The organism is Rhodococcus sp. ACS1 (genome assembly GCF_002300155.1).
GTDB lineage: Bacteria > Actinomycetota > Actinomycetes > Mycobacteriales > Mycobacteriaceae > Rhodococcus_F > Rhodococcus_F koreensis.
In genome coordinates this window covers 272529-297824 of record NZ_NSDZ01000007.1, presented here as the reverse complement: position 1 = coordinate 297824, position 25296 = coordinate 272529, and the positions used below count along the sequence as shown (strand labels likewise).

General features: G+C 66.6%; 31 protein-coding genes and 1 pseudogene. 14 read left to right on the top strand and 18 right to left on the bottom strand.

Annotation, left to right across the window (positions count from 1 at the left end; translation table 11 throughout):
* Positions 1–2: 2 nt before the first annotated feature.
* Positions 3–188 carry a hypothetical protein gene (locus tag CJ179_RS32735; protein WP_095864184.1) on the bottom strand — a complete coding sequence of 62 codons (186 nt, stop codon included), beginning with the start codon at positions 186–188 and terminating at the stop codon, positions 3–5.
* A gap of 155 nt (positions 189–343) precedes the next feature.
* On the opposite strand from CJ179_RS32735, the gene CJ179_RS32730 reads away from it, so the two are divergent.
* The 3 genes from CJ179_RS32730 (at position 344) to CJ179_RS32720 (ending at position 3341) form a co-directional block, all read left to right on the top strand.
* Positions 344–1384: a hypothetical protein gene (locus CJ179_RS32730; RefSeq protein WP_095864348.1), complete on the top strand. Its 1041-nt coding sequence runs from the start codon at positions 344–346 to the stop codon at positions 1382–1384.
* 94 nt (positions 1385–1478) lie between these two features.
* Positions 1479–2120 carry a response regulator transcription factor gene (locus CJ179_RS32725; RefSeq protein WP_095864183.1) on the top strand — a complete coding sequence of 214 codons (642 nt, stop codon included), beginning with the start codon at positions 1479–1481 and terminating at the stop codon, positions 2118–2120.
* A 345-nt stretch (positions 2121–2465) separates the two neighbouring features.
* Positions 2466–3341 (top strand): universal stress protein, encoded by an 876-nt coding sequence (locus CJ179_RS32720; RefSeq protein ID WP_095864182.1) that lies wholly within the window; start codon positions 2466–2468, stop codon positions 3339–3341.
* On the opposite strand, the gene CJ179_RS32715 is transcribed toward CJ179_RS32720, so the two are convergent.
* From CJ179_RS32715 to CJ179_RS32690, 6 genes are read right to left on the bottom strand one after another with little or no spacing between them, the layout of a single operon-like run.
* The gene (locus CJ179_RS32715; RefSeq protein WP_095864181.1) at positions 3265–3789 is read right to left on the bottom strand and encodes a hydrogenase maturation protease; all 525 of its coding nucleotides are present in this window, start codon (positions 3787–3789) and stop codon (positions 3265–3267) included. The two genes, CJ179_RS32720 and CJ179_RS32715, sit on opposite strands and share 77 nt — an antisense overlap.
* Positions 3786–5078, bottom strand: a complete 1293-nt coding sequence (locus CJ179_RS32710; RefSeq protein ID WP_072946269.1) for a Ni/Fe hydrogenase subunit alpha — start codon at positions 5076–5078, stop codon at positions 3786–3788. The genes CJ179_RS32715 and CJ179_RS32710 overlap by 4 nt, the downstream gene beginning before the upstream one ends.
* Positions 5075–5854: an oxidoreductase gene (locus CJ179_RS32705; RefSeq protein ID WP_095864180.1), complete on the bottom strand. Its 780-nt coding sequence runs from the start codon at positions 5852–5854 to the stop codon at positions 5075–5077. The genes CJ179_RS32710 and CJ179_RS32705 overlap by 4 nt, the downstream gene beginning before the upstream one ends.
* The gene (locus CJ179_RS32700) at positions 5854–6696 is read right to left on the bottom strand and encodes an FAD/NAD(P)-binding protein (protein ID WP_095864179.1); all 843 of its coding nucleotides are present in this window, start codon (positions 6694–6696) and stop codon (positions 5854–5856) included. Before CJ179_RS32700 ends, CJ179_RS32705 begins: the two co-directional genes overlap by 1 nt.
* On the bottom strand, positions 6693–7154 hold the full coding sequence (locus CJ179_RS32695) for a cyclic nucleotide-binding domain-containing protein (RefSeq protein ID WP_241031207.1): 462 nt from the start codon (positions 7152–7154) through the stop codon (positions 6693–6695). The genes CJ179_RS32700 and CJ179_RS32695 overlap by 4 nt, the downstream gene beginning before the upstream one ends.
* Complete coding sequence (locus CJ179_RS32690; RefSeq protein WP_095864177.1) at positions 7151–8296, bottom strand: 4Fe-4S dicluster domain-containing protein; 1146 nt, start codon at positions 8294–8296, stop codon at positions 7151–7153. Before CJ179_RS32690 ends, CJ179_RS32695 begins: the two co-directional genes overlap by 4 nt.
* A gap of 294 nt (positions 8297–8590) precedes the next feature.
* Here CJ179_RS32690 and CJ179_RS32685 point away from each other — a divergent pair, with 294 nt between their 5' ends.
* Complete coding sequence (locus tag CJ179_RS32685; RefSeq protein WP_095864176.1) at positions 8591–8902, top strand: dsRBD fold-containing protein; 312 nt, start codon at positions 8591–8593, stop codon at positions 8900–8902.
* On the opposite strand, the gene CJ179_RS53030 is transcribed toward CJ179_RS32685, so the two are convergent.
* The 3 genes from CJ179_RS53030 to CJ179_RS32670 all read right to left on the bottom strand — a co-directional run bounded on the left by CJ179_RS53030 (position 8876) and on the right by CJ179_RS32670 (position 10019).
* Complete coding sequence (locus CJ179_RS53030) at positions 8876–9163, bottom strand: acyl carrier protein (RefSeq protein ID WP_072946264.1); 288 nt, start codon at positions 9161–9163, stop codon at positions 8876–8878. The genes CJ179_RS32685 and CJ179_RS53030 overlap by 27 nt on opposite strands.
* A gap of 210 nt (positions 9164–9373) precedes the next feature.
* Entirely contained in the window at positions 9374–9661 is a 288-nt protein-coding gene (locus CJ179_RS32675; RefSeq protein ID WP_072946263.1) for a DUF1876 domain-containing protein, read from the bottom strand.
* A gap of 94 nt (positions 9662–9755) precedes the next feature.
* Entirely contained in the window at positions 9756–10019 is a 264-nt protein-coding gene (locus CJ179_RS32670; RefSeq protein ID WP_072946262.1) for a three-helix bundle dimerization domain-containing protein, read from the bottom strand.
* Between the two features lie 205 nt (positions 10020–10224).
* On the opposite strand from CJ179_RS32670, the gene CJ179_RS32665 reads away from it, so the two are divergent.
* Genes CJ179_RS32665 through CJ179_RS32655 form a run of 3 tightly spaced genes read left to right on the top strand, consistent with a single transcriptional unit; the run spans position 10225 to position 11968 of the window.
* Positions 10225–10716, top strand: coding sequence for a GNAT family N-acetyltransferase (locus CJ179_RS32665; protein ID WP_241031208.1), 492 nt, complete (start codon positions 10225–10227; stop codon positions 10714–10716).
* Positions 10713–11018, top strand: coding sequence for a hypothetical protein (locus tag CJ179_RS50735; protein ID WP_143548934.1), 306 nt, complete (start codon positions 10713–10715; stop codon positions 11016–11018). The genes CJ179_RS32665 and CJ179_RS50735 overlap by 4 nt, the downstream gene beginning before the upstream one ends.
* Positions 11015–11968, top strand: a complete 954-nt coding sequence (locus CJ179_RS32655) for a 1-phosphofructokinase family hexose kinase (protein ID WP_095864174.1) — start codon at positions 11015–11017, stop codon at positions 11966–11968. The genes CJ179_RS50735 and CJ179_RS32655 overlap by 4 nt, the downstream gene beginning before the upstream one ends.
* A gap of 131 nt (positions 11969–12099) precedes the next feature.
* Here CJ179_RS32655 and ppsA read toward each other — a convergent pair whose 3' ends face one another.
* Positions 12100–14439, bottom strand: coding sequence for a phosphoenolpyruvate synthase (ppsA, locus tag CJ179_RS32650; RefSeq protein ID WP_095864173.1), 2340 nt, complete (start codon positions 14437–14439; stop codon positions 12100–12102).
* A 138-nt stretch (positions 14440–14577) separates the two neighbouring features.
* Here ppsA and CJ179_RS32645 point away from each other — a divergent pair, with 138 nt between their 5' ends.
* The gene (locus CJ179_RS32645) at positions 14578–15264 is read left to right on the top strand and encodes a hypothetical protein (RefSeq protein WP_241031209.1); all 687 of its coding nucleotides are present in this window, start codon (positions 14578–14580) and stop codon (positions 15262–15264) included.
* Between the two features lie 38 nt (positions 15265–15302).
* Here the strand turns inward: CJ179_RS32645 and CJ179_RS32640 are convergent, their stop codons facing one another.
* On the bottom strand, positions 15303–16205 hold the full coding sequence (locus CJ179_RS32640; protein WP_095864172.1) for a 3-oxoacyl-[acyl-carrier-protein] synthase III C-terminal domain-containing protein: 903 nt from the start codon (positions 16203–16205) through the stop codon (positions 15303–15305).
* Positions 16189–17292: a 3-oxoacyl-ACP synthase III family protein gene (locus CJ179_RS32635; protein WP_095864171.1), complete on the bottom strand. Its 1104-nt coding sequence runs from the start codon at positions 17290–17292 to the stop codon at positions 16189–16191. The genes CJ179_RS32640 and CJ179_RS32635 overlap by 17 nt, the downstream gene beginning before the upstream one ends.
* A 199-nt stretch (positions 17293–17491) precedes the next feature.
* Between CJ179_RS32635 and CJ179_RS32630 the strand changes: the two genes are divergently transcribed.
* Positions 17492–18055 carry an HPP family protein gene (locus CJ179_RS32630; RefSeq protein ID WP_072946254.1) on the top strand — a complete coding sequence of 188 codons (564 nt, stop codon included), beginning with the start codon at positions 17492–17494 and terminating at the stop codon, positions 18053–18055.
* Here CJ179_RS32630 and CJ179_RS32625 read toward each other — a convergent pair.
* The 4 genes from CJ179_RS32625 to CJ179_RS32610 form a co-directional block, all read right to left on the bottom strand.
* Positions 18037–19428, bottom strand: a complete 1392-nt coding sequence (locus CJ179_RS32625; protein WP_095864170.1) for a wax ester/triacylglycerol synthase domain-containing protein — start codon at positions 19426–19428, stop codon at positions 18037–18039. The genes CJ179_RS32630 and CJ179_RS32625 overlap by 19 nt on opposite strands.
* A gap of 534 nt (positions 19429–19962) precedes the next feature.
* Complete coding sequence (locus CJ179_RS32620; RefSeq protein ID WP_095864169.1) at positions 19963–20223, bottom strand: SHOCT domain-containing protein; 261 nt, start codon at positions 20221–20223, stop codon at positions 19963–19965.
* 337 nt (positions 20224–20560) lie between these two features.
* Complete coding sequence (locus tag CJ179_RS32615) at positions 20561–21457, bottom strand: universal stress protein (protein ID WP_095864168.1); 897 nt, start codon at positions 21455–21457, stop codon at positions 20561–20563.
* 28 nt (positions 21458–21485) lie between these two features.
* Positions 21486–21761, bottom strand: coding sequence for a DUF1918 domain-containing protein (locus CJ179_RS32610; RefSeq protein WP_072946300.1), 276 nt, complete (start codon positions 21759–21761; stop codon positions 21486–21488).
* 223 nt (positions 21762–21984) lie between these two features.
* On the opposite strand from CJ179_RS32610, the gene CJ179_RS50730 reads away from it, so the two are divergent.
* The 5 genes from CJ179_RS50730 to CJ179_RS54110 all read left to right on the top strand — a co-directional run bounded on the left by CJ179_RS50730 (position 21985) and on the right by CJ179_RS54110 (position 24305).
* Positions 21985–22173, top strand: coding sequence for a hypothetical protein (locus CJ179_RS50730; RefSeq protein WP_143548933.1), 189 nt, complete (start codon positions 21985–21987; stop codon positions 22171–22173).
* Between the two features lie 170 nt (positions 22174–22343).
* Positions 22344–22862 (top strand): flavodoxin domain-containing protein, encoded by a 519-nt coding sequence (locus CJ179_RS32605; protein ID WP_072946250.1) that lies wholly within the window; start codon positions 22344–22346, stop codon positions 22860–22862.
* 129 nt (positions 22863–22991) lie between these two features.
* Positions 22992–23297, top strand: coding sequence for an MBL fold metallo-hydrolase (locus CJ179_RS54120; RefSeq protein WP_373560167.1), 306 nt, complete (start codon positions 22992–22994; stop codon positions 23295–23297).
* A gap of 13 nt (positions 23298–23310) precedes the next feature.
* Positions 23311–23928, top strand: a complete 618-nt coding sequence (locus tag CJ179_RS54115; RefSeq protein ID WP_373560166.1) for a hypothetical protein — start codon at positions 23311–23313, stop codon at positions 23926–23928.
* Entirely contained in the window at positions 23838–24305 is a 468-nt protein-coding gene (locus tag CJ179_RS54110; RefSeq protein WP_373560165.1) for an MBL fold metallo-hydrolase RNA specificity domain-containing protein, read from the top strand. Before CJ179_RS54115 ends, CJ179_RS54110 begins: the two co-directional genes overlap by 91 nt.
* Before the next feature lie 97 nt (positions 24306–24402).
* On the opposite strand, the pseudogene CJ179_RS32595 reads toward CJ179_RS54110, so the two are convergent.
* Positions 24403–24983 (bottom strand): annotated as a pseudogene (locus CJ179_RS32595) (phosphoribosyltransferase); the annotation flags it as partial.
* Positions 24984–25296: the final 313 nt, after the last annotated feature.

Sequence of the window (25296 nt, the reverse complement as noted above, 5' to 3'; positions counted from 1 at the left end):
CGCTACCTCACCATGTCCCACCGGTTGCATCCCACGACGACGATCAGCGCCGATATCGTGGCCGGCGGGGCGGTGATGGAGAACCTGCGCCGAAGGGGATCGAGTCTTCCGGTGGGTTCGTCGAGGGCGGGGACGGAACCGTACGATTTCGTGAGCCCCGCGGTGCGGACGTCGAGCGGAGTGGCCATGTGCCCAGGCTCTCAGCTGTCGGGACGATGTCAGTAGGGTCTTCGGTCCCCGAATGACGGTCGCGCGGACGGACCGCAGTGCTGCCGACGGTGCGCCCTGTCACCGATGACAATCGGCCCTAACCCGCAGACCCCGCGCGATGGACACTGTTGTCATGCACCAGATCTCCGGCACGAATCGTGACGTAGCGTGGACTGAAGTGGAGACGATCGTGGACACCACAATTCCTGAGGTGAACGTGGTTCGAATCGCGGTGGACCTTGCGTGTCGTGCACCCTCGGTGCACAACAGCCAGCCGTGGCAGTGGACCTATTCCGACGGTCGCCTGGACCTGCACACCGACCGCGGCCGGCTCCTGGCGTCGACCGATCCGAAGGGTCGGCAACTGGTGGTCAGCTGTGGCGCTGCACTGCATCACCTGGAAACTGCGCTGACCGCTCTGCGATGGACGGCAGAGATCGAGCGACTTCCCGACGGGCTTCGTTCCGGGCATCTGGCGACGATCAGGTTCCAACATGACGCGCACCCGCAGTCACACGACTTCGATCTCCTCTCCGCGATCCGCCACCGGTATTCGGATCGGCGTCCGTTTGGTCCGTTGAGTGTGAAGTCGCCGCTTCCGCGCACTCTGCCGGATGTTATCCGCGCCCCGGGGGTGCATCTGACGGTCCTGCCACCCGAAGCTCGCGCGACCCTCGCGGCAGCCACCGAGATCACGGCCGCAGCACGAAGGTACGACACCGCATATCACACCGAGTTACACTGGTGGGCAGGTCATTCCATTCTATCCGGTGGGATTCCCCCGAATGCTCTGGCAACAGCGGAGAACCTCTCCCGGGTGGACATCGGGCGCGGTTTTCCCGCCGGTCGCGACAATGATTCCGCCGAGGAGATCGATCGGTCCACGGTGCTCGTGATAAGCACCGATGCGGATGGGCGGCCGGACTGGCTCCGCGCCGGCGAGGCGCTGTCGGCGGTGCTCCTGGAGGCGACGGTGGAGGGCCTTGCGACCTGCCCCCTGACCCATATGACCGAACTTCGGCAGAGCCGTGAGTCGATCCGTGAACTGCTCCCCGACCGAGGATTTCCTCAGGCCCTGATTCGGCTGGGTGTGACGGACAAGAAGCTCACTCCGCGGCAGACACCGCGGCGCCCCACAGACTCGGTGTTGTCGGTCGTATCGCATCCGCGGTAATCGCGACGGCATTCCCGCCGAGATCTCGTGCACTCGTCCGCTGCCGTCACCTGTGGGAAGTGGCGGCACCGACCTGTAGAGCGGAGGTTGCCGAATGATCAGCATCTTTCTCGTGGACGATCACGAAGTCGTGCGCCGTGGCATCGCGGAACTTCTCACCGCGGACCCGGATCTCACCGTAGTCGGAGAGGCGGCGTCGTATTTCCAGGCGCTGGCCCGGATCCCCGCGCTCCGACCCGATGTCGCCGTGCTCGACGTCCGTCTACCCGATGGAAACGGAGTCGAGTTGTGTCGCGAACTGATGTCTCGGATGCCCGGCATCCGCTGCCTGATGCTCACCTCGTACACCGATGATCAGGCGATGCTCGATGCCGTCCTCGCCGGTGCGAGTGGGTACGTGGTCAAGGACATCCGCGGCATGGAACTCACCGAAGCGGTCCACGACGTGGGCGCAGGCAAGTCGCTGCTCGACAGTCGCGCGGCGGCAGCGCTGATGGCAAAACTGCGGTCGGACGCGAGCTCGGAGCGCGGAACCATCTCCCGCCTGACCAACCAGGAACGGACCCTTCTCGCCCTGCTGGGTGAGGGACTGACGAACCGGCAGATCGCGGAGCGGATGTTCCTCGCGGAGAAGACGGTCAAGAATTACGTGTCACGGCTGCTGACGAAGCTGGGGGTGGAGCGACGGACCCAGGCCGCCGTCATCGCCACGAACATGAGCCCACCCCCGACCTGACCCGCCCGGGTGTGCGCATCCTCTTTGCGCCCTGCCAGGCGCTCGCCGTGGAACAATGCCGAGGGTGATCCCACACGAGGATGAGCGGGATCCCCGATCTCTCCTCGGACCCCTGTCCGAGCTGCGGCTGCGGGAGTTGCTCGCCGAGACCACCGCCGACTCCGGCTTACAGACCACCGTGCACATGTCGGGCCCACTGTCGGTCATCGACTCACTGGTCCGCGCCGCTGCCCTGACCTTCGACCAGTGCCGCGAAGGTGAGGACCTTCTCCCCTACGGCGCCGGTTGCGGCGGCGGTGACGATGGTGTTGACGGGATCATTCACGCGAATTCGAGGAGACCATCATGACCGCGCAGCATCCGATTGTCGTCGGGTTAGACGGGTCGCAGTCGTCCCTGCAGGCTGTGTCGTGGGCTGCGCGGGAAGCTGCGTTGCGCAGCGCTCCATTGACGTTGGTCACCACCATGTTCGTGCCCGGTACCTATGGTGTGCCGATCGGGGTTCCCGTCAGCCTCTTCGAGGAAGAGGAACTCGCCACCAAGCAGCGACTCGCGCAGGCGGAAGAGGTGGTCGCCCAGGCCGCGGCGGGGCATACCCTCGACGTCGACACCGCGTTCTGCACCGGGGTGCCCTCGGGCGAGTTGATCGAGCGGTCGAAGTCCGCGCGGATGGTCGTGGTCGGCGCGCATCGGCACGGGTTCTTCGAACGTGCGGTCCTGGGGTCGGTCAGTGCCGCGGTCGTGGCCCACGCGCACGCACCGGTCGCCGTCGTACGCGGCCTCCCGCACACCGAGGTCAACGCCATTTCCGGTCCGGTCGTCGTCGGTGTCGACGGCTCCGAGCACAGCGAATCCGCGATCACGATGGCGTTCGAGGAGGCGGCGCTGCGCGGCGTCGATCTGGTGGCGGTGCACGCGTGGTCGGATATCGATCTGTACGCGCCGTTCCCCAGCGATGTCGACTGGTCGCAGGTCGAGAGCCGCGAGCGTGCACTGCTGTCCGAAAGCGTGGCCGGCCGTGCCGAGGAGTTCCCGGATGTGACGGTGCGACCGCTGGTGGTCATGGATCAGCCGGCTCGGAATCTGCGGGAGCAGGCCGAGCATGCACAGCTGATCGTGGTCGGCAGCCGTGGGCGGGGCGGGTTCACGAGCATGCTGCTGGGTTCGACCAGTCGGGCGCTGGCGCATTCGGTGACCTGCCCACTGATTGTTGTCCGGTAGTGCTCGCGAGTTCGGACAGCACCGCCCGTACCACCGGTTCGACTGCTCCCGCGGCCACGGGTGAGAGCCCGCGGCCGTATCCGAGGTCGACCACCTCGACAGCGTAGAGCACCCACCGGCGGGGCAGTCGGTCGAGCACGCGCCCCAGTTCGAGTGCCGTGGCCAGTCCGACACCGTGTGTGCTGGTGTTCGGGGTTGGCAGCTCGGCAACGGCGGTCGGGTCGAATCGATGAACGGTTCCGGGTCGTGGTGGCTCGGACACGACGGCATCGACCAGGACGGCCAGGTCCGCTCCGGCCCAGGCGTCCAGTATGCGGGTGGGGTCACCGTCCGAGGTCGACACCCGAATGTCCGCTGCCACGCGGGCAGCGACTTCACGTGCGACGGCGGGTCCGAGGCCGTCGTCGCGGCGGTAGTCGTTGCCCAGCCCGAGCACAACGGCGGTCATCGGCGGTCGATTGTGAGGGTGAGGAAATGAGTGGCGCATGAGATGCACGGATCGTAGTTGCGGATGATCCGCTCACACACCGCGGTCAGGTCGTCGTCGGCAAGCGTGAGATGTGCGTTCACGGCGGTGCGGAGGTCGTGTTCGATGGCCGCCTGGTTCTGTGAGGTGGGCGGGATGATGATAGCCGCCGTGAGGAGGCCGTCGGTATCGAGTTCGTAGCGGTGATACAGCAGTCCTCGCGGCGCTTCGCTGACGCCGTGTCCGACGGCGTATTTCGGTGCGGCGGCGGCGAAAGATGGCGCAGGCCGCTGGTAGCGGTCGATGATCCGCAGGGCTTCCTCGACCGCGTACACGACTTCGACGGCGCGGACGACGATGCTGCGATACGGATTGCGGCATTGCACGTCGAGTCCCGCTGCGGTGGCACTCGATGCGGCCTGCCCCGTCAACTGGGACGAATTGAGGGAGTACCGGGCGAGCGGGCCCGTGAGATAACGCCGACCGTCGAGTTCGGCGTGCAGAGCGGTGGAGTGCGGCACCTGGTGTTCGACGACGTGCCGGGGAAATTCCTCGGCCGGGCAACGCAGTCCGGTGGACGAGACGATCTCGCCGTCTTCGATGGCGTATCGGGATTCGTGCCGGAGTGCGAGGAGATCGTGGTCGAGTTCGATGTCGGGGTAGGTGAACGACGACACCCAGTCAACCGTGGCCACCGCGTACTCGAGCGCGGCGCCGAGTTGTTCGGCGAGCGGAGCCAGTTCGGTGCGGGTCGGTGCGCGATGGAAGCCGCCGACGCGGACGTTCACCGGATGGATGGGACGGCCGCCGATGGTGTCGAGGATGGCGTTGCCCGCCTTCTTCAGGGCGAGTCCCCGCTCGATTGCGGCGCGATCGGTGCGGGCGAGTGCGATCGAGTCCGGCAGACCCAGGAAGTCGGGGGCGTGCAGGAAGTAGATGTGCAGCACGTGGCTCGCGATCCACTCCCCGCAGTAGAGCAGGCGCCGCAGATCGAGAACGGCATCGTCGATCTTGAGCGCACAGGCTTGTTCGAGCGCATTGCAGGCGCTCACCTGATAGGCGACCGGGCAGATGCCGCAGATCCGGGAGGTGATGTCCGGTGGTTCCAGATAGTGCCGCCCACGCAGGAACGACTCGAAGAACCGGGGTGGCTCGTAGATCGCGAGGGCCACCCGGTCCGCGCGGCCGTCGCGGATGGTCACGTCGAGTCGGCCTTCCCCTTCGACACGGGCGAGGGCGCGGACGATCAGCTCCCTACGGGCGGATGTCATTCCGGACGTCCGCCGTTGCCGGTACCGTACGCCGCGACGTTGAAAGTCGCGAAGACACGGGCAATGGCGGAATCGGTCATTCCGCAGGTGCGCAGCCATCCCGTCATCGACGCGAGATTCGGGTCGGTCGTCGGGCCGAAACATCCGTAGCACCCTCGCGAGACCGCCGGACACAGTGCACCGCAGCCGGAATGGGTCACCGGACCGAGGCAGGGGGTGCCGTCCGCGACCATCACGCAGGTCAGGCCGCGACGTTTGCATTCGGTGCACACGCTGGTGTTCGGGATGTTCGGCCGCCGCCCCGCCAGGTACGCCGTGATCACTTCCAGGAGCTGGCGTCGGTCGATTGGGCAGCCGTGCAGTTCGAAGTCGACCGGAACGTGCGCCGAGATCGGGGTCGAGGTCGCGAGGGTGTCGATGTAGTCGGGGCTGGCGTAGACGACCGCCAGGAACTCATCGATGTCGGCGAAGTTGCGCAACGCCTGAATTCCGCCGGCGGTGGCGCAGGCCCCGATTGTGACGAGGAACCGCGACTGCTCGCGGATCGCGCGGATGCGGTCACGGTCGGCGGCCGTGGTGACCGATCCCTCGACGAGCGAGACGTCGTACGGTCCGCCCGTGACGGTGTCGGACAGCTCGAGGAAGTGCGCGATCGACACGGCCTCGGACAGTGCCAGTAGTTCGTCTTCGCAGTCGAGGAGCGTGAGCTGGCAGCCGTCGCACGAGGCGAACTTCCAGACAGCGAGCGTCGGAGTGGTCTTCGGGGGTGCACTCATCACAGCTCCGGTGTTCGTAGGAGGGGTTCGGCGACGGTGTAGTCGACGACCGGGCCGTCCCGGCACAGCAGAAGCTCACCGAGCTGGCAGTGACCGCAGACTCCGGCACCGCACTGCATGTTCCGTTCGAGGGACACCTGGATGTCGCCGGGGCGCACATCCCGATCGGTCAGGGCCCGGGCGCAGAACCGCATCATCGGTTCGGGTCCGCACAGCAACGCGGTGGTCCGGGCCGGATCGACCGGCACCCGGTGTAAGGCTTCGGTGACGAATCCGACCGCACCCGTCCAGCCGGAGACCGGTTGGTCGATCATCAGCTCGACGGCAAGGTCGTCGCGGGATTGCCAGGCGGACAGCTCGGATCGGAAGAGGATGTTCGACGGAGTCCGCGCGCCGACGACGAGGGTGATCCGCCGGAACCGGTCGCGGGCGGCGAGGGCGGCGAGGATCACCGGACGAAGCGGTGCCAGTCCCACGCCGCCGGCGACGATGATGAGGTCCCGGCCGGACTCGCTGCGCAGGTCCCACCCGCGTCCGAAGGGACCGCGGGCACCGAGCACGGTGCCGACCGGTGCGTCGTGGAGGGCCCGGCTCACGGCGCCCACATTCCGGATCGTGTGGACCAAGGTGTCGCGGTCCCGCGCCGGGTCGCCGCTGACCGAGATGGCCACCTCCCCGACACCGTGTGCGTACAGCATCATGAACTGACCTGGCGTGAACTGATTTTCGGGTAGGACGCCGATCGGATGCAGCGTCAGGGTGACGGTGTCGTGCGTTTCGACCGTGCGGGAGGCGACGCGGTAACCGAGCGGAAGCATGCAGTCCTGTGGCACGGGTGTCACTCCTGACGGTGGCCGGCGTAGAGGTCGAGCAGCCGCGCCCGGGTGGACTGGAGGCGGGCGATGAGCACCCCCGACAGCGCCCGGGTGACCGCGTAGGTGAAGGCCGGATCGTCGGCGGCTGTCGCCTGCAGGGCGATCACATCCAGTTCGGTGGCGTCGGTCGCGGTCACGGCGTGCGCTGTGAATTGCCAGCGTGGATTCGTGCCCAGCCAGGACCAGCCCAGGATGTCGCCGCCGTGCAGTGTCTCGAGGCTGACGGTGCCGTGCCCCGGCACCACCGTCGTCAGGACCACACTGCCGGTCTGCAGCAGCCAGCAGCGGGTCGCCGGGTCGTTCTCCCGGAAGACGACGGCGCCGGGAGCGAATCGGGTCGCCGTCGTGAATTCTGCGAGCCGGACACGCTGTTTCTCGGCGAGCGCTGCGAGCGCGGCCGGAAGGACCGGTTCGCCGGCGTTCACTGGTCGTCCTGCCCCCACACCGGGAGGAGTTGCGCCAGCCGCGCCGCCTCCTCGGTGATGTCGATGCCGACGGGACACCAGTCGATGCACCGTCCGCATCCCACGCAGCCGGAGCTGCCGAACTGGTCGAACCAGGTGCCGAGTTTGTGGGACATCCACTGTCGGTAGCGGCTCTCCCCCGAGGTACGCACATCGCCGCCGTGCAGGTGGCTGAAGTCGAGTTCGAAACAGGAAGACCAGTGCTGCCACCGCTCGGCGTGCTCGCCGGTCAGGTCGGTCATGTCCTCGGTGGTGGTGCAGAAGCAGGTGGGGCACACCATGGTGCAGTTGCCGCAGGTGAGGCACCGGTCGGCGACGTCCTCCCAGACGTCGGCGTCCCGCGAACGCTGCAACAGTCCTCGCAGGTCCGTCTCCGGCATGCGCCGGCCCATACGCTCGGTGGCGGTGGCGACCGCGGTGCGTGCGGCGTCGACGTCGCCGGGTTCGGCAACGCGGCATTCGACGTCGCCGAGGATCTCGGCGCCGGCTTCGGAGCCGACGTCGACCAGGAAACGGTGGGCGCGGTCGTCGAGGAGTTCGGTGAGCGCCAGATCGAACCCGGGACCGGCTGCGGGGCCGGTCCCCATGGAGGCGCAGAAGCACACCCCGCCGGGTTCGGTGCACTGCGCTGCGACGACGAACAGGTTCCGGAACCGGCGCGCGGTGGGTGTGTCCGCGTCCGGGTCCGGACACAGGACACGACGCAGGATCGCGATCGCCGCCAAGTCGCAACCGTGCACTCCGAGGAACGCATACGGTGTCTCGTCGTCGACGGGTGCCTCCCACCAGCCGTCCGGTTCGGTGGACCACAGTTGCCGCCGCGGCGGGTGCAGGAATTGTTTCCACGACTGCGGGCCCGACGAGTGCGCGAACACCGCGTCGTCGTCGCGGCGGTGCAGCCGGTACGTGCCGGGGCCGGTTTCCACGCCCCACCCCGTCGGCAGATCGGCGCCCGAATCCAGTTCTCCCAGAACGATGGCGCTGTCACGAACCGTCGGGCCGACCACCCGATATCCGTGGCCACGAAGCACCTCGATCAGAAGATCGAGGCCCGTGCGGTCGAGGATTCGTTCACCCGGTCGCTGGACACGTGCGCTGCCCATACGCTGACTCCTCCGCCGGCGGAATTGCCGTGACCACTCATCTCCCATTGAGCCAGCGCACACCCGGCGGTGATAAGGGCCGTTCGGCCTTTCCTCCGGCATAGTCGGAGCCGGGCGGCCGCACTCACGATCGCGGCACGCCGCCGGTGTAATCCTCTGATCGGGCGAGGAGCAGCGGGCACGGGTCGCGACGACGAAGGTCACCGCGCCCAGTGACCGGGTGCTCTACCTCGGCGCTCGCGGACCGAGGTTCGCTGAACACATGATCGAACGCACGCGACGAGGGAGCGCACAGTGAATGAGCAGCAATGGTCGGTGGATGTCCGTCTCGACGAGCACATGGCGGACGGCTCCGAGATGTCGGTGTCGGCGCGGGCGCGGCTGTTGGGGCTCGATGGTGTGACGCTCGAGGGCGCTGGGCGGGCACGGCTGTTCGCCCGCCACTCCACCGCGGTGACCATCAGCAAGAAGGTGGCGGTCGCGCGCGCGTTGGCGGACCTGTCACACAGACTGCTCCGCTCGGCGGCCGACGAGGAGGCGGTCGCCAGGCGCGCGAACCGCGCGGCGCAGGAAATCGGGTCACCCGCGCAACCCGATATCGGGTAGCACGCATCTCCCCTCCATCCGTGTGGACACGTCTTCGGTCGCGTCCCGCAGTGTGACGAGTTGGCGCTGGTCCGCCTCGGGGATGCCGATCCCGAATTTCGTGTGCAACCGCACGAGGAAGTTCAGCCAGTCCATCGAGTCGAGGTCGAACTGTTCACAAAATGGTGAGTCGTCGGCCAGATAGTAGTGCGCCAGATCTCGACGTCGTCGTCCCTCCCGGACTTTCGCGACCCGCCGCCGGTACAGCAGGGCCGTGGTCACCAGGACATGGGCGCCGCCGAGCCGGATCCGGGTGGCCGCCGGTCCCGGTCCCTTTCCCGCAGAACATTAGTGAAACACCCGACACGCCTGGCGAACTCGGAGAAGGTCAGGTTCTCCGTGGCAAGCGAACTGGTGTCGATGTCCGCGCCGACGAATCGGAACGCGGACCTCTCTTCTGTGGGCCGTCGGCATGCCGATCGACGGTCTGCCTTACGCGTCGAGGTGAACGGTCTTGCGCGTGGCCGCTTCGAGGTCCGCGACCGTGGTTTCGATCAGTTGGTGGGCGAGATCGGCGAGCGCGCGGGCGGTGGCCAACTCGTCTCCGATCTCAGGGATTTCGGTGTCGTGCGGATTGCGGCGGGCCATTCCGACGCCGACCAGCGACGTGGTGTCCTGTGTGCGTAGGCGCGCCTCGGCCCGAGTCCGGGATCCGCCTTCTTCCGAGTCGTGTTCGTCGATGACAATGTCCACCGACCATTTCTTCTCGTGCGAGCTCATGGCTGTCTCCTCCTGGTAGTGGTGGCACGTCGCGGTTCGACATGTTCGATGTGTGCGGGCATGATGTCACTGCTTCCCAGCGAACTGTGCCGGTTCAGCCGGACGTTCGCAGAAGGCCCCCGCGATCCCACGAGGCGGCCCGCTCCAGGGCGGCGAGGAGGCGTTGACGGGCGACGCGTTCGGACAGTTCCGGAATGTCTGCCGCCGGAACTCCGGCCAGGTCTCGAACGCTCGCCGCGACGACCCGGGAGATGGTGGATCGGGAGATCGAGTCGTCGAACTCCACTGCAAGACGCGCGACAACCGCGTGTGCTGGGTCCGCATCGGTGCTTTCGGTGGGCGTATCGGTGCTGGCCATCGAGTGTCGATTTCCTCTCTGTGTGGTGGAGGTTCCTTCAGCATCGCCGCCTCGACGCCGGGATCGATAGAGGCGAAGGACCGTAGTCGGTGACTTGTGGCTCTGACCCCTCGGGCCCTCTGCGGGGTTGAATTTACTGAGACGGCATCGACGGATCAGGTGAGTACGGATGGTGAGCACGTTTTCCCGGTCGCCTGCGGGCCTGGTGGTCCGCCCGCTGGACACCGCCGACCATGAGGCGGTCCGTCGGTTGCACGAACGGTTGAACGAGTACGACACGTACATGCGGTTCTTCACCGTCTACCCCGCGCACCTGGCCGCGCTGGCGGAGGCGATTTGTGTGGCCGATCCCAGCCATTACGCGCTCGGCGCATTTGTCGACGGCACGCTGGCGGGTGTTGCCAACTATGTGGCCCTCGATGTCGGCGACGCACCCGCGGAGGTCGAATTCGCTCTTGTCGTCGACGACGAATACAGGATGCACGGGATCGGGACATTGCTGCTGTCCCGCCTCACCGCGGCCGCGCGACAGCACGGCGTCACGCGTATGAGGGCTGAGATTCTGGCGCAGAACGCCATGGTGCTGAAAGTGATTCGAGATCTGGGCTGGTCCTCTGCGTTGCACCGCGATCGCGCCGAGATGCACCTTGATCTCGACCTGGATGACGTTCCTTCGCCTGCGGTTGCGGGCGGATGAACGGGGTCGGCGTGCACGGGTGGACCTCGTCGGAATCAGAGGACCGTTCGGTCGACATCTTCCCGACGGTGGTCCGGGAAACCCACACAGCGTATGTGGCAATGGTCGGCCACGGCGTCCTCCTGGCGGATGGCATCTTCTGCCTTCCGGACGACGCGCGCATCGTAGATTGCCTCGCCGTCGACGACCGTCTGCGCCACACGCAGGGTGCGGCAGGCGCGCGGTCCGAGGAACGCGGACATGTCCGTCTGGCGCCGCGGTACCTGCGCGCGGATCGGCTTCCACCGGGGAGCCCACCATGAACGACATCGTGACCCTGACGATGAACCCCGCTCTCGACATCACCACGGTCACCGGGCGGGTCATCCCCACGGACAAGATGCGCTGCGGTGCCCCTCGGCGCGACCCGGGGGGCGGCGGTATCAACGTCGCCCGGGTCCTGAATATGCTCGGCGAACGGGCGACAGCAGTATTCCCGTCCGGGGGACACAGCGGCCGGGAACTCGAGGATCTCGTGGCGACCGAAGGCGTGCCCAGTCGCACTGTCACGATCCGCGGATCGACACGGGAAAGCTTCACCGTCAACGAGGAACAGACGACATTGCAGTACCGGTTCGTCTTGCCCGGCCCGCGACTGACACCCCGGGAGGTCGATTCGTGCCTCCATCTGCTGTCCACCACCGCTGCGGATGCCCGGTTCGTGGTGGCGAGCGGAAGTCTCCCCCCGGGGGTTCCGGTGGATTTCTATCAGATCGTGGCGGACATCGTGTCCGACCTGGGCGCGCGCCTGTTTCTCGACACGTCGGGTCCGCCGTTGCGGGCGCTCCGTCGCGGCGTATATCTCCTCAAACCCAGCATTCGGGAGCTGCGTGAGTGCGTGGGGCGCGAGTTGCAGACCATCGACGACCAAGTCACTGCTGCAAGAGATCTCATCGCGTCTGGGGTGTGCGAGGTTGTGGTGCTGTCGCTCGGCGCGGCGGGCGCGGTACATGTGACGGCGAAGGAGGCGGAGCATTGCCCCTCCGTGGCGGTTCCCGTGGTCAGCGGTGTCGGAGCGGGCGACAGCATGGTCGCCGGCACTCTCTTCGGGCTGGCACGCGGCTGGGAACTGCGGGACTCGGTGCGTTTCGGAATTGCCGCGGGAGCGGCCATGCTCGGGACCCCCGGCACGGCACTGTGCTGCCGCGCCGACATCGACCGCTACTACGCACAACTCACCGACCACGCCCCGGTGGGTGGTCGCGACAGGTGACCGGTGCGCCAGCTATGCGGCGGTGTCGATTCAGGGTATGGCGGAGACGGTCTACGGGTCATATCGGTCACCGAGTTCGTCGCACTAGGCGCGCCGCAATCAGGTGACTCGGCGTGTGCTGGGCGCCCGGTTCAGCCTTCGGTACGGTGTTCGGACCGTGCACGATCGAGGAGGATCCGGCGTTCGGCGGCGGACACCATGCGCCGGGTGGCCGCCGCCGCATCCGGTGCCACCGACACCGAGGTGATCCCCTTCCGGACCACGTGTTCGGCGAGGGCCGGGTTCGTCGACACGGCCTGACCGCACAAGGACGCGGTGAGCCCCGCGCGGGTCGCCCGTTCGATGATCGAGTCGATGGCATCGAGCACCGCCGGATCCATCGTGTCGAACAGGTCCCGGCAGATCTCGGAGTCACGGTCGACGCCGAGGACGAGTTGGGTCAGGTCGTTGGTTCCGATGGAGATTCCGTCGATTCCGAGGGCCGCGTACTCGGGGATCCAGTAGACGACCGACGGGACCTCCGCCATGATCCACCGGTGCATCCGGCGATCGGAGCCGAGCGGATGCGCATCGAGATGGCGAAGGCAGCTCTCGAGCTCCCAGCGGGTCCGCACGAACGGGATCATCAGGTGCACGTTCGGATGGCGTGCCCGTACGCGGTGAACGACGTCGAGGTCCAGCCCGAACAATTCCGGTTCACGCACGTACCGGAAGCATCCGCGGTAGCCGATCATGGGATTGTCCTCCGCGGGTTCGACGTCGCCACCCGTGAGATTGGCGAATTCGTTGGTGCGCAGGTCGATCGCGCGGTAGATCACCGGCCGGGGCGCGAAGGCCGCGGCGATACGTTCGACACCAGCGGCCATTTTCGCGACGTAGTCGTCCCGCCGGCCCTCGGCCAGCACTGTGGCCGGGTGGGTCCCTTGCAGCGCGTCCATAATCATGAACTCTGCGCGCAGGAGCCCGACCCCATCGACATCGCTTGCCGCGACTGATTCGGCGGCGTCGGGTGTTGCGAGATTGACGTAGACCGCGGTCGCTGTCGGTTCCGTCCAGGCGTGCCCGCCACCGCGCGGAGGGGCCGAGATGCCGGGCGGGGTATCGACGGCGTGCGCGGTCACCGCTACGCCGCCTTCGGATATGGTGCCCGCGTCGCCGTCGACGGTGACGACGGTTCCGTCGATGAGTGTGGTGGTGGCATCCCTGGTTCCGACGACCACGGGTCGGCCCAGTTCCCGGCCGACGATCGCGGCGTGGCAGGTGATGCCGCCCCCGTCGGTGACGATCGCCGCGGCGCGTCGTAATACGGGCAGCCAGTCGGGTCGTGTCATCGGGGCAACCAGGATGTCGCCGTCCTGAAGTCGGTGGGCATCGGCGACCGACCGGAGAACACGCACCTGGCCCGATACCGTTCCGGGGCTCGCGCCGAGCCCCTGCGTGAGCACCCTGCCGGCGGACGCGATTCCCGATGCCGGTGGTGCAGCAGCGGCGATCGGACGGTCACCGAGCGTCGTGATGGGGCGGGTCTGAACTATCCAGAGTTTGTCGCCGGCGAATGCGAACTCGAGGTCCTGCGGCGCCTGGTAATGCTCCTCCACCGAGACCGCCAGCAGGGCGAGGCGCTCCGCCTGGGTGTCGGTGAGGACCCGGATACCGCGCTCGGTGACGGGGATCTCGGTTCTGTGTTCTCCGTCCGCGTCGGCTGTGATCGCGAAATCCTGTGCTCCGATGTGCACATCGAGGACGCGGAATCCGTCCTTGGAGACTGTGTAGGTGTCCGGCTCGACCTGCCCGCCTACCACCACTTCGCCGAGTCCTGTCGCGGCCTCGACGATGACATGATCACGTGCCCCGGTTCGCGGGTCGGCGGTGAACGCCACTCCGGAGCGGTCGGAATCGACCATCCTCTGCACGACGACCGCGGCCGCCGGCTCCTCCGAAACACTGTGGACGCTGCGGTAGGTGAGCGCTCGCTCGGACCACAGCGACGCCCAGCATTTGCGGACTGCCTCGACCAGAGCATCCAGCCCGGCGATATCGGTAAAGCTGTCGTGGATACCGGCGAATGACGTGTCAGCGGCGTCCTCAGCTGGTGCGGAGGAGCGCACCGCGACACGTACCGTCGGGCCGAGTTCGCGGTAGGCCTCGGCGATCTCGGCGCGCAGGGAATCGGGCACCGGCACCCCGAGGACGACGCCGCGCAGCTCCTGCGCGGCGTCCGTGAGCGCGGCCTCATCCGCCCCGGCAGGGGGCAGTGCCCGGTTGCGGAGGGTGGACCGCACCCCGGCCCCGTCCATCGCGTCCAGATAGGCGTCCTTGGTTACGACGAACCCCGGCGGGACGGGAAAACGGGCGTGGGTCAGCTCGCCCAAATTTGCGGCTTTCCCTCCGACGGAGGGAGCGTCGGGCAAGCGGACCTGATCGATCGGTCGTACCCATCGGTGCTCGACCGCCGCATGGGTGGCGTTCATGGGATCTCCTCACCGTCTCGCTCCAGACAACACCGCGCCTGCCGCGACCGCACAGGGTCGAAAGTCACCGTGACGGCGGCCCCGCGCCGCGACCGAAGACCCTGGTGCCGTGCCGGCGCCGAACCGAGGATGAAGGCTATGACGACGACACCGACCGGGCACGCTCTCGCGCTGCGCCGGGCCGCGGCCAGGATCGGGCAGGCCATCGCCGGCGCCGCCCTCATCGGCTTCCACGTGGCCTTCACGAAACCGCTGCGGCGGTGGCGGACCACCTGGGGCGCCACCGCCGCGGAGGCCGCGGCCACGCTCCCCGGAGACGAACTGGTCCCAGCGGCGCGCTGGGGATACACCCACGCCGTCACGATCGACGCACCGCCGGATCAGGTGTGGCCCTGGATTGTCCAACTCGGGCAGGGGCGGGGCGGATTCTACAGCTACGACGGACTCGAAAACCTCATCGGCTGTCGGGTACACAACACCGAGACGGTACTGCCCGACTACCAGATCCTGGCTGTCGGCGACGAGGTGTGGCTGCACCCGAAGGCTCCCCCGTTGACCGTTGCGATGGTCTCGGCAAACTCCGGACTGGTCCTGCACGGACACGACCCGCAGACCGCCGACGCGACCATCTGGGCATTTTACCTGGACCCCGTCGGCGACCATCAGACCCGGCTGGTGGAGAGAGGGCGCGGCAGCTATGGTCCCGGCCTCGCCAGTCGTCTCGCGTTCGGTCCCACTCTCATGGAGCCCGTCAGCTTCGTCATGAGCCGGAAGATGCTGCTGACGATCCGCCGCCTCGCCGGCCCCGCACCCGAACACAGCTGATCGGGAGACCTCCCGGGTCATCTCGCGGGTGCGTTGAGCTAGCTCGGGGTGGGTGTCCCGGGTGCCGGGGGTTCCTCGTAGAGTGCGGCACCTGCGGTCACCCCGGCACCCGCGGCGACGATCAACGTCCGTGTTCCCGCCGGCACGTGGTGGCTGCCGCCGTCCAGTCCGGCCACCAGGGCAGCGGTGTGCATGCGGTGATCCGCGGCGATCGTGATGCGCGATTCGCGTAGCCCCAGTCGCTGCGCGAGTTCGGCACGGAACTGCGGTCGAGCCGGTGCCGCCACGATGCGGTCGACATCCCCCAGTTGCAGGGATGCGTTGTTCAGGCACGCGGTGACGGCGGAGGCCGCCGCTGCCGCGTAGCGCGCATCCATCCATTCGGATCGATCGACGCGCAGCACGTTCCGGTCGTCGAGGTGCCCGACGGTCGCGCGGAACGCACCGCCGAGATCGTCGTCGGCGTTCGCCCAATGGACACGGCCCAGGCCGTATCGGCTGTCCGTCCAACTGCACAGCACGGCCCCGCCCGCAGCGGAGAAGGGGAAGTCCTCGCTCATCCCGTGGCCTGGGTCGGCGTCGCTGGCGACGACGAGCGCGTAATGAATGGTGCGCGAGCGGAGGAAGCCGTCCACGATCTGCAGTCCGGTCAGGACTCCACAGGTGCCGTTTGCGACGTCGAACGAGAACGTTCCGTGGGCGTCGGTGTGTGGGTCCTCCGGATGCGCGCCGATGTCTTCCTGAATCATCGCGGCGAGGGCCGGTTCGCCGAGATTGCGGTCCCGATAGATGCCCGCGTTGACGAGGAGGTCGAGATCGTCCGGGCTTCGGCCGGCTCGTTCGAGGCAAGTTGTCGCGGCGTTCACCGCAAGGCGGAGCGCGCTGTGCCGGGAGCGCCATCCCCCGTGCGCGACGTCTACCCGTTCAATGATCGTGCCCATAGCCGGCCACCAATTGTTCGTCTACTTGTACCAGGACGATGCCGATTTCCAGGCCGGATGCCAACGAGATCAAGGCAACGGTCTCCCCTGGCCGGATACGACCGGCCTCGAGCTCCTCGACCAACGCCACGGTATGGGTTGTCGAGGCGGTGTTCCCGTACCGGTCCACCGTGATGACTGCATCATGGCGGGGTGCGTCGCCGAAGGACTCGGTCAACTTGGCCATCCCTTTCCGGATCGCACGTGCGGAGGTCTGGTGCGTGATCACGTGGTCGATGTCGTGAACCGCCAGGCCGACGGTCTCGAGGACCTCGTGCAGCAACAACGGGGTGTCGGCGATCGCTGCCTTCTGGATGGCTCGCGAATCGGTGAACATGCGTGCGCCGGGATCGTCGCCCTTCGGATACGCGGTGCACAGTCGGCTGTAGTCGGCCACTGTCGTGAACCCGGCGAGCCGAATCCCTCCCGCTCCGGCCGGGGCCCGTTCCAGAACGAGCGCGGCACCCGCGTCGCCGAGCGTCAACGACGCCAGCTCCTTGCTCATGATGTTGTGTATGTGCTGCGCGGCATTCTGTCCGAGCTGGGAGATGTACTCGCCACTGACGATCAGGGCACGTTCGATGACACCCTGCCGAATCCAGTTGTTCGCGACCGTCACCCCGGTGAGCATTCCGGCGCAGGCATTGGCGAGGTCGAAGGTCATCGCGGTGACGGCACCGATGGCGTGGGCGACTGCACCACTCATCGTCGGTTCGAGCCACTGGGTCAGTCCTCCCCGGAATTTCGTGATACTGCAACTGATCACGACATCGATCGACGCCGCGGTATGCCCGGACCGGCGGAGCGCGTCCTGGGCTGCGGCGGTGGCAAGGGTGTAGGAATCCTCGTCGCCCACCGAGACCCGGCGCTCGCGGATGCCAGTCAACCGTTCCAGGTCGATGTGTGTCGTGTGACGTGTCGTCGCCATCAAATCGTCGGTGGTGAGCCGCGTCGACGGCAGATGCCGGCCCGCGCCCGCCACCCGGCTGCGATACGGCGCCCGGTCGCCGTCGTCCTCGGCCTCCATGACCAACCAGTGCTTGACCATCGAACGTGCCTCCTCCGTCCACCCACCATCTCGCAGGCGCGGGGGCCGCTACCAGAGCACTTCGGCCCCTGTCCGGGCCCCGGCCTCCCGACCCCTCGGTCGGGGCGCGTCGGGGTGGGTGAAGGCCAGGAGAGGCCCAATGGCCCTTTCTTCGAACATGTCCGACGGTGAGGCTGGATTTCGAGGGAAGGAGCCCGCCATGCATGCGCGGCACATCATGAGCAGCCCGGTCACCACCGTCACTGCGTCGACGCCGATCGACGAATGCCTCCGGATCGTCGAAGAATCCGGGTATACAGTCCTGCCCGTGGTCGACGAGGCGCACCATCTGGTCGGGATCGTCTCCGAAGGCGACCTTCTCCGCGAGAAATTCCGAACCTTGCCCCGGCCTGGCTCGGATATCGCAGAAACGATGACCAGTCCGGTGATCGCGATGACTCCGGACACCGACGTCAGTAGTCTCGCTTCCGCGATGCTGCGTTCGGGCCTGCGTGGCATTCCGATCGTCCACGACCGCGACGTCATCGGAATCGTCACGCGGCGCGACCTTCTCGGACTTCTGACGATGGACGACACACACATCGCGCACGAAGTGCAGCACCGCCTCGACGTGTATGCGGGATCACCGCGCTGGACGGTCACGGTGACGGAAGGCGAAGTCGCGATCGCGGGGCTACGCGGCGACGACCCGGAACGCGGGGTCGTCGAGGCCCTCGCCGAGACCGTGCCCGGCGTTGCCGACGTTCAGTTCGTCCAGACGTGAGTCGCCGCGACGTCCTGCGCGTCCGGGCACAGTGCGAGCACTTCCCGGAATCCGTCTGCGAGGCATGCGGTCAGAGCATCGAGATCGGGAACGGCGTCGGTGTCGGCGTCGATCCCGACGCAGCATTGCGACGTGTAGGACATCAGCGTCACGTTGAACGCCGATCCCAGGGTGGGGCTGAACGCGTAGTACCGGAGGACTTCCGATCCGGCGATGAACAGTGGCACCGGCGATCCCACCACGTTCGAGGCGACGAAGTCGACATGTTTGAGCATGTTGCCCAAGGTCGATGCCGGAAGCAGATTCAGGGCACCGGCAATGGTGGGCGACAGTGCCACCGCGGGTTCGTTGCGCCAGACGTCGACGGTGGCGTGGACGGTACGGATCAGCTCGGCGGGGTCACCGATGTCGGTGGGTAACCCGAACCGGGCGAGCGTGATGCGATTGCCTCCCAGCGAATGCTCCGCGGTCCGGAGACTGATGGGGAGCGTCAGGCGCAGCTCGTGGATGTCGACGCCGTGGAGACGGTGATACCGTGCCATTCCCCGCAGCACCGACGCCAGAAAAGCATCGTTGATCGAGCCCCCGCCGAGGCTGGCGGCCCGGCCCAGAGCTTCCACTGGGACGTCCAGCACGGCGAAGCGCCGTCGAGTGCTGCGCTTGGTCATCACCGGGGAGAGAGTGGTGACCACCGGGCGCGTGAGGCGCGTAATCGATCCCAGGACGGTGGCGGTGTTGCGCAACGTCTCACCCGGGTGCCGTGCCAGCTCCGCGCCGTGCCGGGCCACTGCTGTCGACGCCCGTCGCGCAAACTTGGTTGCGGTATCCCGGTACCAGGCAAGACCACCGGTCAGCGGACAGGACTCGGCCTCCTGAGGCTGCGCCGTCGCGGCGGGCTCTGCACGGGTGGTGCCCTCACGGGTGAAATCGACCATTTCCCGAGCGATTTGCATGCCGCCGACACCGTCGGTCAGGGAATGGTGCACCTTCATGACGAGGGCGGCCCGCCCCGAGTCGAGGCCGCTGAGCACCGTGAATTCCCACAGTGGGCGGTCCTTGTCGAAGGCTGTCATGCCCACGGTCCGGGCGAAGTCGAGGACGGCGGCCCAGCCTCCCGGGGCCGGCACCGTGAACCGACGCAGATGCCAGCTGAGGTCGAAGTCGGGGTCGTTCACCCATCGAGGCGGGGCCGGACTCATCGGGTCGGTGACGACCTTGCGCCGGAAGATCGGAATGTGTTGAGTCCCGCGACTCATCATGTCGATGAACCGCGACCAGTCGGGGCTCCGATCGAGGAGGGCCACGGCGACGATCGTCGAGCGCAGGATCGGGTCCTGCTCCATCCGCCACGACATGTAGTCCGTCTGTGTCATGTATCGGTGTCGTACCGCTCTCATCCTGATCACCTCGCTGCCCGCGGCCGCAGGCCTCGGAGGGAAAACACATGCGGTCGGGCACTTCTCGCCTCGGTCCTCGCTGCACGCTCCAGTATCTCGGGGAGTTTGTGACTGCTCCAGTGCCGAAATGCTCTTTTCCCGCCTGCCGCCGGCGACGGACGCTGAGGGGCGTCCGAATGTACCCACCGGGGAAAGAGCAACCATGTACCAGATCCATTCCGAGGTACCGAGACTCCGGTGGCCGTGGGTCGTCGTCTCTGCGCCGCCCGGACGACATTGGTAGGCGTCGGCCTGATGATCGCCGCCGTGCCGATGGTCGTCCTCCGGGGCGTCAATTCGTTGTGACTCCCCGATCTACTCGCGGTCCGCATGTCACATCGGCATCATGTTCATGGGCGGCAGTATGCCCATGCTGTGCAGCCACATCATGAACTGGTGCATCATCTGCATCGCATCCATCGCGGTCACCTCCTTCCACGCGGCAATCCCCGACGACGTCGCGGCCCAAGGTCATGGCGGTCCGTGTGTCCGCAACGTGGCGAGGCGTTCCCGGTACTCCGTCTCGTCGATTTCTCCTCGTGCGAAGCGTTCCGCCAGAAGCTTTTCGGCTCCGTGCAGGGCGGATGGTGAATGTGCCGGCGGCATCGACGCGGTGTGGCCGACGTAGTGGACGAGTACGCCGATGCCGAGTACGAGCAATCCCCAGAACAGTGCCATCCCAACGAACATCAGTGCATAACCCCAACCCCAGCCGGGTTCGTAGTCGTACATCACGGCGAGGCCTCCTACTCCTCGGTGGCGGCCGCTTCGGCTCGATCGGCAGGGCGGCGGCTCCCGTGCCTCCAGTGTCTCGCTCCGTCGACGACAGGCACAGAGTCTTTCGGCTCCTGCCCTGGTCGCCCTGCAGACCTCCGCCGTCGCTGAACGGCCGTTCGGCCCTCTGCGAATTCTGTACGCGTCCGGATCCGGGAGGGGTCATCGACTAACGCGTTCCCGATGCTGGGTCGGCGGCATGAACCGGCGCGTGCCGCCTGTAGGCCGGAACGACATCGACGTCTGTAAAGCTCCGCGTGTGTGCACCCATGGGGGATACGGCAGCGCACTCCGCTCAGACGTCGGTGCGGCAGATCATCACCGGGCACATCACGTGATGCAGAAGGTTCTGACTGGTCGATCCCATCAGAGAGCCGGCGAACCGATTATGGCCGTGACTTCCGACGACGACGAGTTGGGCATCGGCGGCATATTCGAGGAGAAGTTCCGCGGGATTCTGCTCCTCGATGATGGTCGTCAGCTGGAGGTCGGGGTACTTCTCTCGCCACCCGGCCAGACTCTCCGCCACCAGGACGGCCTGTTCCTCCGCCACGATTTTCCAATTCACCTTCTCGCCCGCGGGCCGCCGACCCACGATGTCACCGGCGCCCCACGCGTGCACTGCCAGGATCGGGACCTCGAACAATGTCGCGAACTCGACCGCGGACTCGATGGCCAGGGCGCTGAGTTCACTGCCGTCGACACCGACGATGACGGGGCTGTGGTCCGGCTCCGGGGATCGGCTCTGCGACCGGAAGACCGTGACAGGGCAATGCGCGTGGTTGACCACTCGCATGACAGTCGAGCCGGTGACGAGCGACTTCATTGTGCCGGCACCGGTGGCGCCGGCCACCACCAACTCCGCATGTTCGCTCATTGCGACAAGGGCCTGTCCCGCGGGCCCCGGATGGGTGCTGCGCGACAACCGGATATTCGGGAAGGCCTGCCGCACTCGGTGCGCGACCCCATCGAGGATCTCGTCCGCGGATCGTTCTACCTCCGCAGCGAATTCGTCCTGGAACAGCAGTGCCGCCTCGCTGAAGTGATATCCGGGGGTTGGCAGCGAGTGCGCCAGATGCAGAGGCGCGTTTTTCCGCTGGGCTACCGCCGCAGCCCACACCGCGGCCCGCAACGCGCGTTCCGAGCCGTCGATACCGACGACGATGGCTTGCCGGTTCGCGAGAGTGCTCATGGTCTACTCCATCTCCTGGGCACACGTGTCAGGCTCGGCGGGCTTGGGGCTGTCGGGCGATCGCCTGCTGAAGTTCGGCGATGCGGCTCTGCTCGTGACTGTCCGCCTTCAGCTTGTCGGCGGCCGTCACCACATGGGCGTCGGGTCCCGGAAAGAGGAGCGCCTCATGGTCGTTGCGCAGCCACCTGACGCGATACGGCGTCCCGCCGTCGGCCTGACGGACCTCGACAATCTGCCCGACGTCGTCCGGCGTGTCGACGATCGTGCCCTTGACCACCAGCCAATCCCCCGGTTCTGCATGCATTCCGATCTCTGTCCGCCACAACCCATATGGCCGATTGGTGCGTAGCGGTTTCGATTGTCGGTGGCGGGTGCTGCGGCGGGCAAGAGGCTTTCGGCACCTGTCCAGACCCAAGCGGCCGGGAGAAGACGGGCGGTGGCGGCCCAAAAGTGACGGTCGGCCCTAGTCGGGGGCCGGGCCGGGCGGGTTCGATGGCAGAAGGAATATCACCCCGGATGGAGTCGACATGAAGCCAGCACCCAGAGAACGCCGACTGCCTGCGGCCCGGCGAATCCCGCAGTCGAATGCCGGAGGCAGGCAGCAATGCGTTCCGGTGCCCGAACCGGACGTCGTGAGGTGGCCCGATCCGAGCCCGTTGGCCAACTGGTGGGTGCGCGTCATGTTCGACGCCGATTACGATCAACGCGCGTCGTGACTGTCCTCTGTCATCTGATACTGTACACGAAATCCCAACTGTCACAAATCTTTGCGCCCCCACGGGGCGGCTACAGCGGATGAAACGGTCGTGGATGAATCCTTCGGAGGACTGCACCTGTGGTCGATCCACTCGCCCCGACGGGGCACTCGTTACAGGAGGAATAGATCATGAGCACACTCGTCGTCTATGAGTCGATGTTCGGAAACACCCGTCACGTCGCCGAAGCGATCGCGCGTGGAGTGGCCACGACCGGTGCGGTGAAAACTGTTCCGGTGTCGCAGGCACGTGAGGAGGACCTGTCCGCGTACGACCTGTTGATCGTCGGCGGCCCGACGCACGTACACGGGATGAGCCGGGAGTCGACGCGCCGCGGTGCGGAAGAGACCGCTCACAAGCCTGACAGTACGGTGACGCTCGAGCCCGATGCCACCAGTGAGGGTCTTCGAGAATGGCTCTCGTCGCTTCCGCCCTCACATGGCAGGGCAGTCGCGTTCGACACCCGTGCGGATGCACCCGCCTTGTTGACCGGGAGGGCATCGAAAGGTATCGGAAAGAAGCTTCGCCACTTGGGGTTCGATCTCGTTGCGGAGTCGGAGAGTTTCCTTGTCGACAAGGAGTCGCATCTCGAGGACAACGAAGCGGCGCGGGCCGAACAGTGGGGGCGAGTGCTCGCGCAGCATCAGTGATGCGACCGCATCTGGTGCGTGCCCGCGCTCGTACGCCGATTTCGGCCAGAACCAAGCCGCCTCAGACGAGGCTCCCATGGCGAATCACGTGACCCTCACGGCGCCGCGAAGACGGTAACCGGCTCGTGCATGGAATTTACGTTCGAGGACCGGCGCATCCTGGTGGACTGCGGACTGTTCCAGGGATCACGCAGCCTCGCGACGCTGAACTGCGGGGCTTTCGCCTTCGCGCCGGACACCGTTGACGCCGTCGTCCTCATCCACGCCCATATCGATCATTGTGGACTGCTGCCCAAACTGGTGGCACAGAGCTACGAGGGACCGATATTTTGCACCGACCAATCCGCCGACCTCCTGGAATACATGCTCGCCGACGCCGGGCGGATCCAAGAGTTCGAGGCAGAGCGACGAAAAGGCGTTCCACGCAGATCCTGAGGGGCCTTCAGGGATGGACTACGTCGTCTGCGAATCGACCTACGGCAGCCGAACGCGGGCGCAACTCACCCTCGCCCAGCGACGCGACCTGTTCGAAGAAGAAATCAACACGGCCATCGCCCGCGGCGGCAATCTGGTGATCCCCGCCTTCGCACTCGAGCGCACCGAGGAACTCTTACTCGATATCGCGTATCTCGCCGACCAGAATCGCATCCCCCACGTGCCGGTCTCCGTCGACTCACCACTAGCCAACCGTGCGACCAGTGTCTTCGCCAGACATGCATCCGAACTCGAGGATCTCGGCGGCAAGGATGTCTTCCACCATCCCGCGATCCACTATGTAGATGACGCTTCCGCTTCCATGCGGATCAACAACATGTCGGGGGGGGCATCGTCGTTGCGGCCTCGGGCATGTGCGAGGCCGGACGCATTCGCCATCACCTCGAGCACAATCTGCATCGCCGGGATTCCACGATCCTGTTCGTCGGGTTCCAGGCACAAGGATCGCTTGGACGTGTGCTGCTCGAAGGCGCAGAGCGCGTGCGCATTTCGGGAACCGACCTCAATGTTCGAGCCCATGTCCGGCGGATCGACAGCTATTCCGCCCATGCCGACCAGACCGAACTTCTGACGTGGATCACGGAGCGGAAGCCGATCTCGGGCAGCTTGTTCCTGACGCACGGGGAGCCGGGGGCAGCGGCGGCGCCGGCCGAACTGGTCACAGAGCACGATCCTTCGCTTACCGTCATCATCCCGGCGATCGGAGAAAGTTACCAGCTGCAGTCCGGCACCCCGGCGAAGCTGGTCGGCACCGCGCGTTCGGATGCGGCTCAATTGGTCGGCCGCGACTGGCAGAACGACTACGCCGACTTTGCGGTCGGTCTCAAGCACCAACTCGCGCGGATCTCGGATTCCGAGAACCGTCGGAGGGCAATCGCGGCCATGCGCAAGGTTCTCGACGATTACGCCGAACCCCGCGACACTCGGCAGAAACGGGTCCGCGTCTGATCCGACGGGATCTGTCCTCCCTGTTGTTGCCGGAGCGAGCGGCGGCTCACGCTCCTCGACCGTGCCCGGCCCGGATGGCGATGCCCGAGATCGGCGCCTAGCGTGGATGAGGCCCCGCGTACCCGGCTGCCTGGGACGGCAGATAGGTCGTGAACCAGCCGCGAGCCACGGCCGCGACCTGTTCGAGAGTGCCCGGCTCCTCGAACTGGTGCGTGGCACCCGGAACGATCTCGATGCGGCTGTTGCCGGGGATCGCGGCCTGTGCCCGGCGATTGAGGTCGAGGAAACCGACGATCAACAGGGTGCAGGTCTGCACTTTCCTCAGGCACTCGCCCGCGAGGTCGGGTCGACCAGTCGCTCCGAGAGGAGGTCGATGTCGAACACCAGGGTTCGATCGCCTCCTTCGCCGACGCAGAGGAGGTCGAACAGGAGTGTGGCGAGTCCGGCTCGGTTCAGGATGTCGGCGACGTAGCGGTTGCGGGGGCTGTGTCGGCTGCTGCCGCTGCCGTGCGCGAACACGACCATCCCGATGGGGTCTTCCGGGATGGTCAGGTGTCCTGCAAGCCGGACCGTGCCCGTGTCGATTTCGATGTTCTTGTCGCACAATGGCGGATCATCAATGCCTTGGGCTGTGATGGCCGGTTCGCGGACGCCGTCGCGTGCGGCCTGCAGCAGCGCGGTCCGGCCTGCCAACGGGATCCGGTCGAGGCCGACGTGGAACCGTTCGCCGTGTCACCCTCGCCGCCAGGCTGATTTGGAGGAGTAACGCGAAGAAGTCCTCGGGTTCGCGCGCCGACCTGCGACTATGTACCGATTTGGCATCGATGCTTCGAGCGTTCGGAAGGTACGACTATGTCCGATTTGATGGTTGACCTCATGGCCTCGCCGCGGACCGCGCTCTGGCATGCGTGCACGCGGGTACCTGTCGGTCGGCGCTTTCCTGGCGGAGCGCACAGGCAGCCGAGAACGAGCGCGACGGTCCTGCCGGGTT

Bases quoted from the DNA above. Each gene is read 5' to 3' on its own strand.
- CJ179_RS50730 (WP_143548933.1), top strand. From the start codon at position 21,985: ATGAAGCCAGCACCCAGAGAACGCCGACTGCCTGCGGCCCGGCGAATC.
- CJ179_RS32610 (WP_072946300.1), bottom strand. From the start codon at position 21,761: ATGCATGCAGAACCGGGGGATTGGCTGGTGGTCAAGGGCACGATCGTC.
- CJ179_RS32615 (WP_095864168.1), bottom strand. From the start codon at position 21,457: ATGAGCACTCTCGCGAACCGGCAAGCCATCGTCGTCGGTATCGACGGC.
- CJ179_RS32725 (WP_095864183.1), top strand. From the start codon at position 1,479: ATGATCAGCATCTTTCTCGTGGACGATCACGAAGTCGTGCGCCGTGGC.
- CJ179_RS32720 (WP_095864182.1), top strand. From the start codon at position 2,466: ATGACCGCGCAGCATCCGATTGTCGTCGGGTTAGACGGGTCGCAGTCG.
- CJ179_RS32705 (WP_095864180.1), bottom strand. From the start codon at position 5,854: ATGAGTGCACCCCCGAAGACCACTCCGACGCTCGCTGTCTGGAAGTTC.
- CJ179_RS32710 (WP_072946269.1), bottom strand. From the start codon at position 5,078: ATGACATCCGCCCGTAGGGAGCTGATCGTCCGCGCCCTCGCCCGTGTC.
- CJ179_RS54115 (WP_373560166.1), top strand. From the start codon at position 23,311: ATGGACTACGTCGTCTGCGAATCGACCTACGGCAGCCGAACGCGGGCG.
- CJ179_RS32730 (WP_095864348.1), top strand. From the start codon at position 344: ATGCACCAGATCTCCGGCACGAATCGTGACGTAGCGTGGACTGAAGTG.
- CJ179_RS32670 (WP_072946262.1), bottom strand. From the start codon at position 10,019: ATGGCCAGCACCGATACGCCCACCGAAAGCACCGATGCGGACCCAGCA.
- CJ179_RS32620 (WP_095864169.1), bottom strand. From the start codon at position 20,223: ATGTACGACTACGAACCCGGCTGGGGTTGGGGTTATGCACTGATGTTC.
- CJ179_RS32675 (WP_072946263.1), bottom strand. From the start codon at position 9,661: ATGAGCTCGCACGAGAAGAAATGGTCGGTGGACATTGTCATCGACGAA.
- CJ179_RS50735 (WP_143548934.1), top strand. From the start codon at position 10,713: ATGAACGGGGTCGGCGTGCACGGGTGGACCTCGTCGGAATCAGAGGAC.
- CJ179_RS32735 (WP_095864184.1), bottom strand. From the start codon at position 188: ATGGCCACTCCGCTCGACGTCCGCACCGCGGGGCTCACGAAATCGTAC.
- CJ179_RS32625 (WP_095864170.1), bottom strand. From the start codon at position 19,428: ATGACACAGACGGACTACATGTCGTGGCGGATGGAGCAGGACCCGATC.
- ppsA (WP_095864173.1), bottom strand. From the start codon at position 14,439: ATGAACGCCACCCATGCGGCGGTCGAGCACCGATGGGTACGACCGATC.
- CJ179_RS32715 (WP_095864181.1), bottom strand. From the start codon at position 3,789: ATGACCGCCGTTGTGCTCGGGCTGGGCAACGACTACCGCCGCGACGAC.
- CJ179_RS32645 (WP_241031209.1), top strand. From the start codon at position 14,578: ATGACGACGACACCGACCGGGCACGCTCTCGCGCTGCGCCGGGCCGCG.
- CJ179_RS32655 (WP_095864174.1), top strand. From the start codon at position 11,015: ATGAACGACATCGTGACCCTGACGATGAACCCCGCTCTCGACATCACC.
- CJ179_RS32640 (WP_095864172.1), bottom strand. From the start codon at position 16,205: ATGGGCACGATCATTGAACGGGTAGACGTCGCGCACGGGGGATGGCGC.
- CJ179_RS32690 (WP_095864177.1), bottom strand. From the start codon at position 8,296: ATGGGCAGCGCACGTGTCCAGCGACCGGGTGAACGAATCCTCGACCGC.
- CJ179_RS32605 (WP_072946250.1), top strand. From the start codon at position 22,344: ATGAGCACACTCGTCGTCTATGAGTCGATGTTCGGAAACACCCGTCAC.
- CJ179_RS32635 (WP_095864171.1), bottom strand. From the start codon at position 17,292: ATGGTCAAGCACTGGTTGGTCATGGAGGCCGAGGACGACGGCGACCGG.
- CJ179_RS54120 (WP_373560167.1), top strand. From the start codon at position 22,992: ATGGAATTTACGTTCGAGGACCGGCGCATCCTGGTGGACTGCGGACTG.
- CJ179_RS32630 (WP_072946254.1), top strand. From the start codon at position 17,492: ATGCATGCGCGGCACATCATGAGCAGCCCGGTCACCACCGTCACTGCG.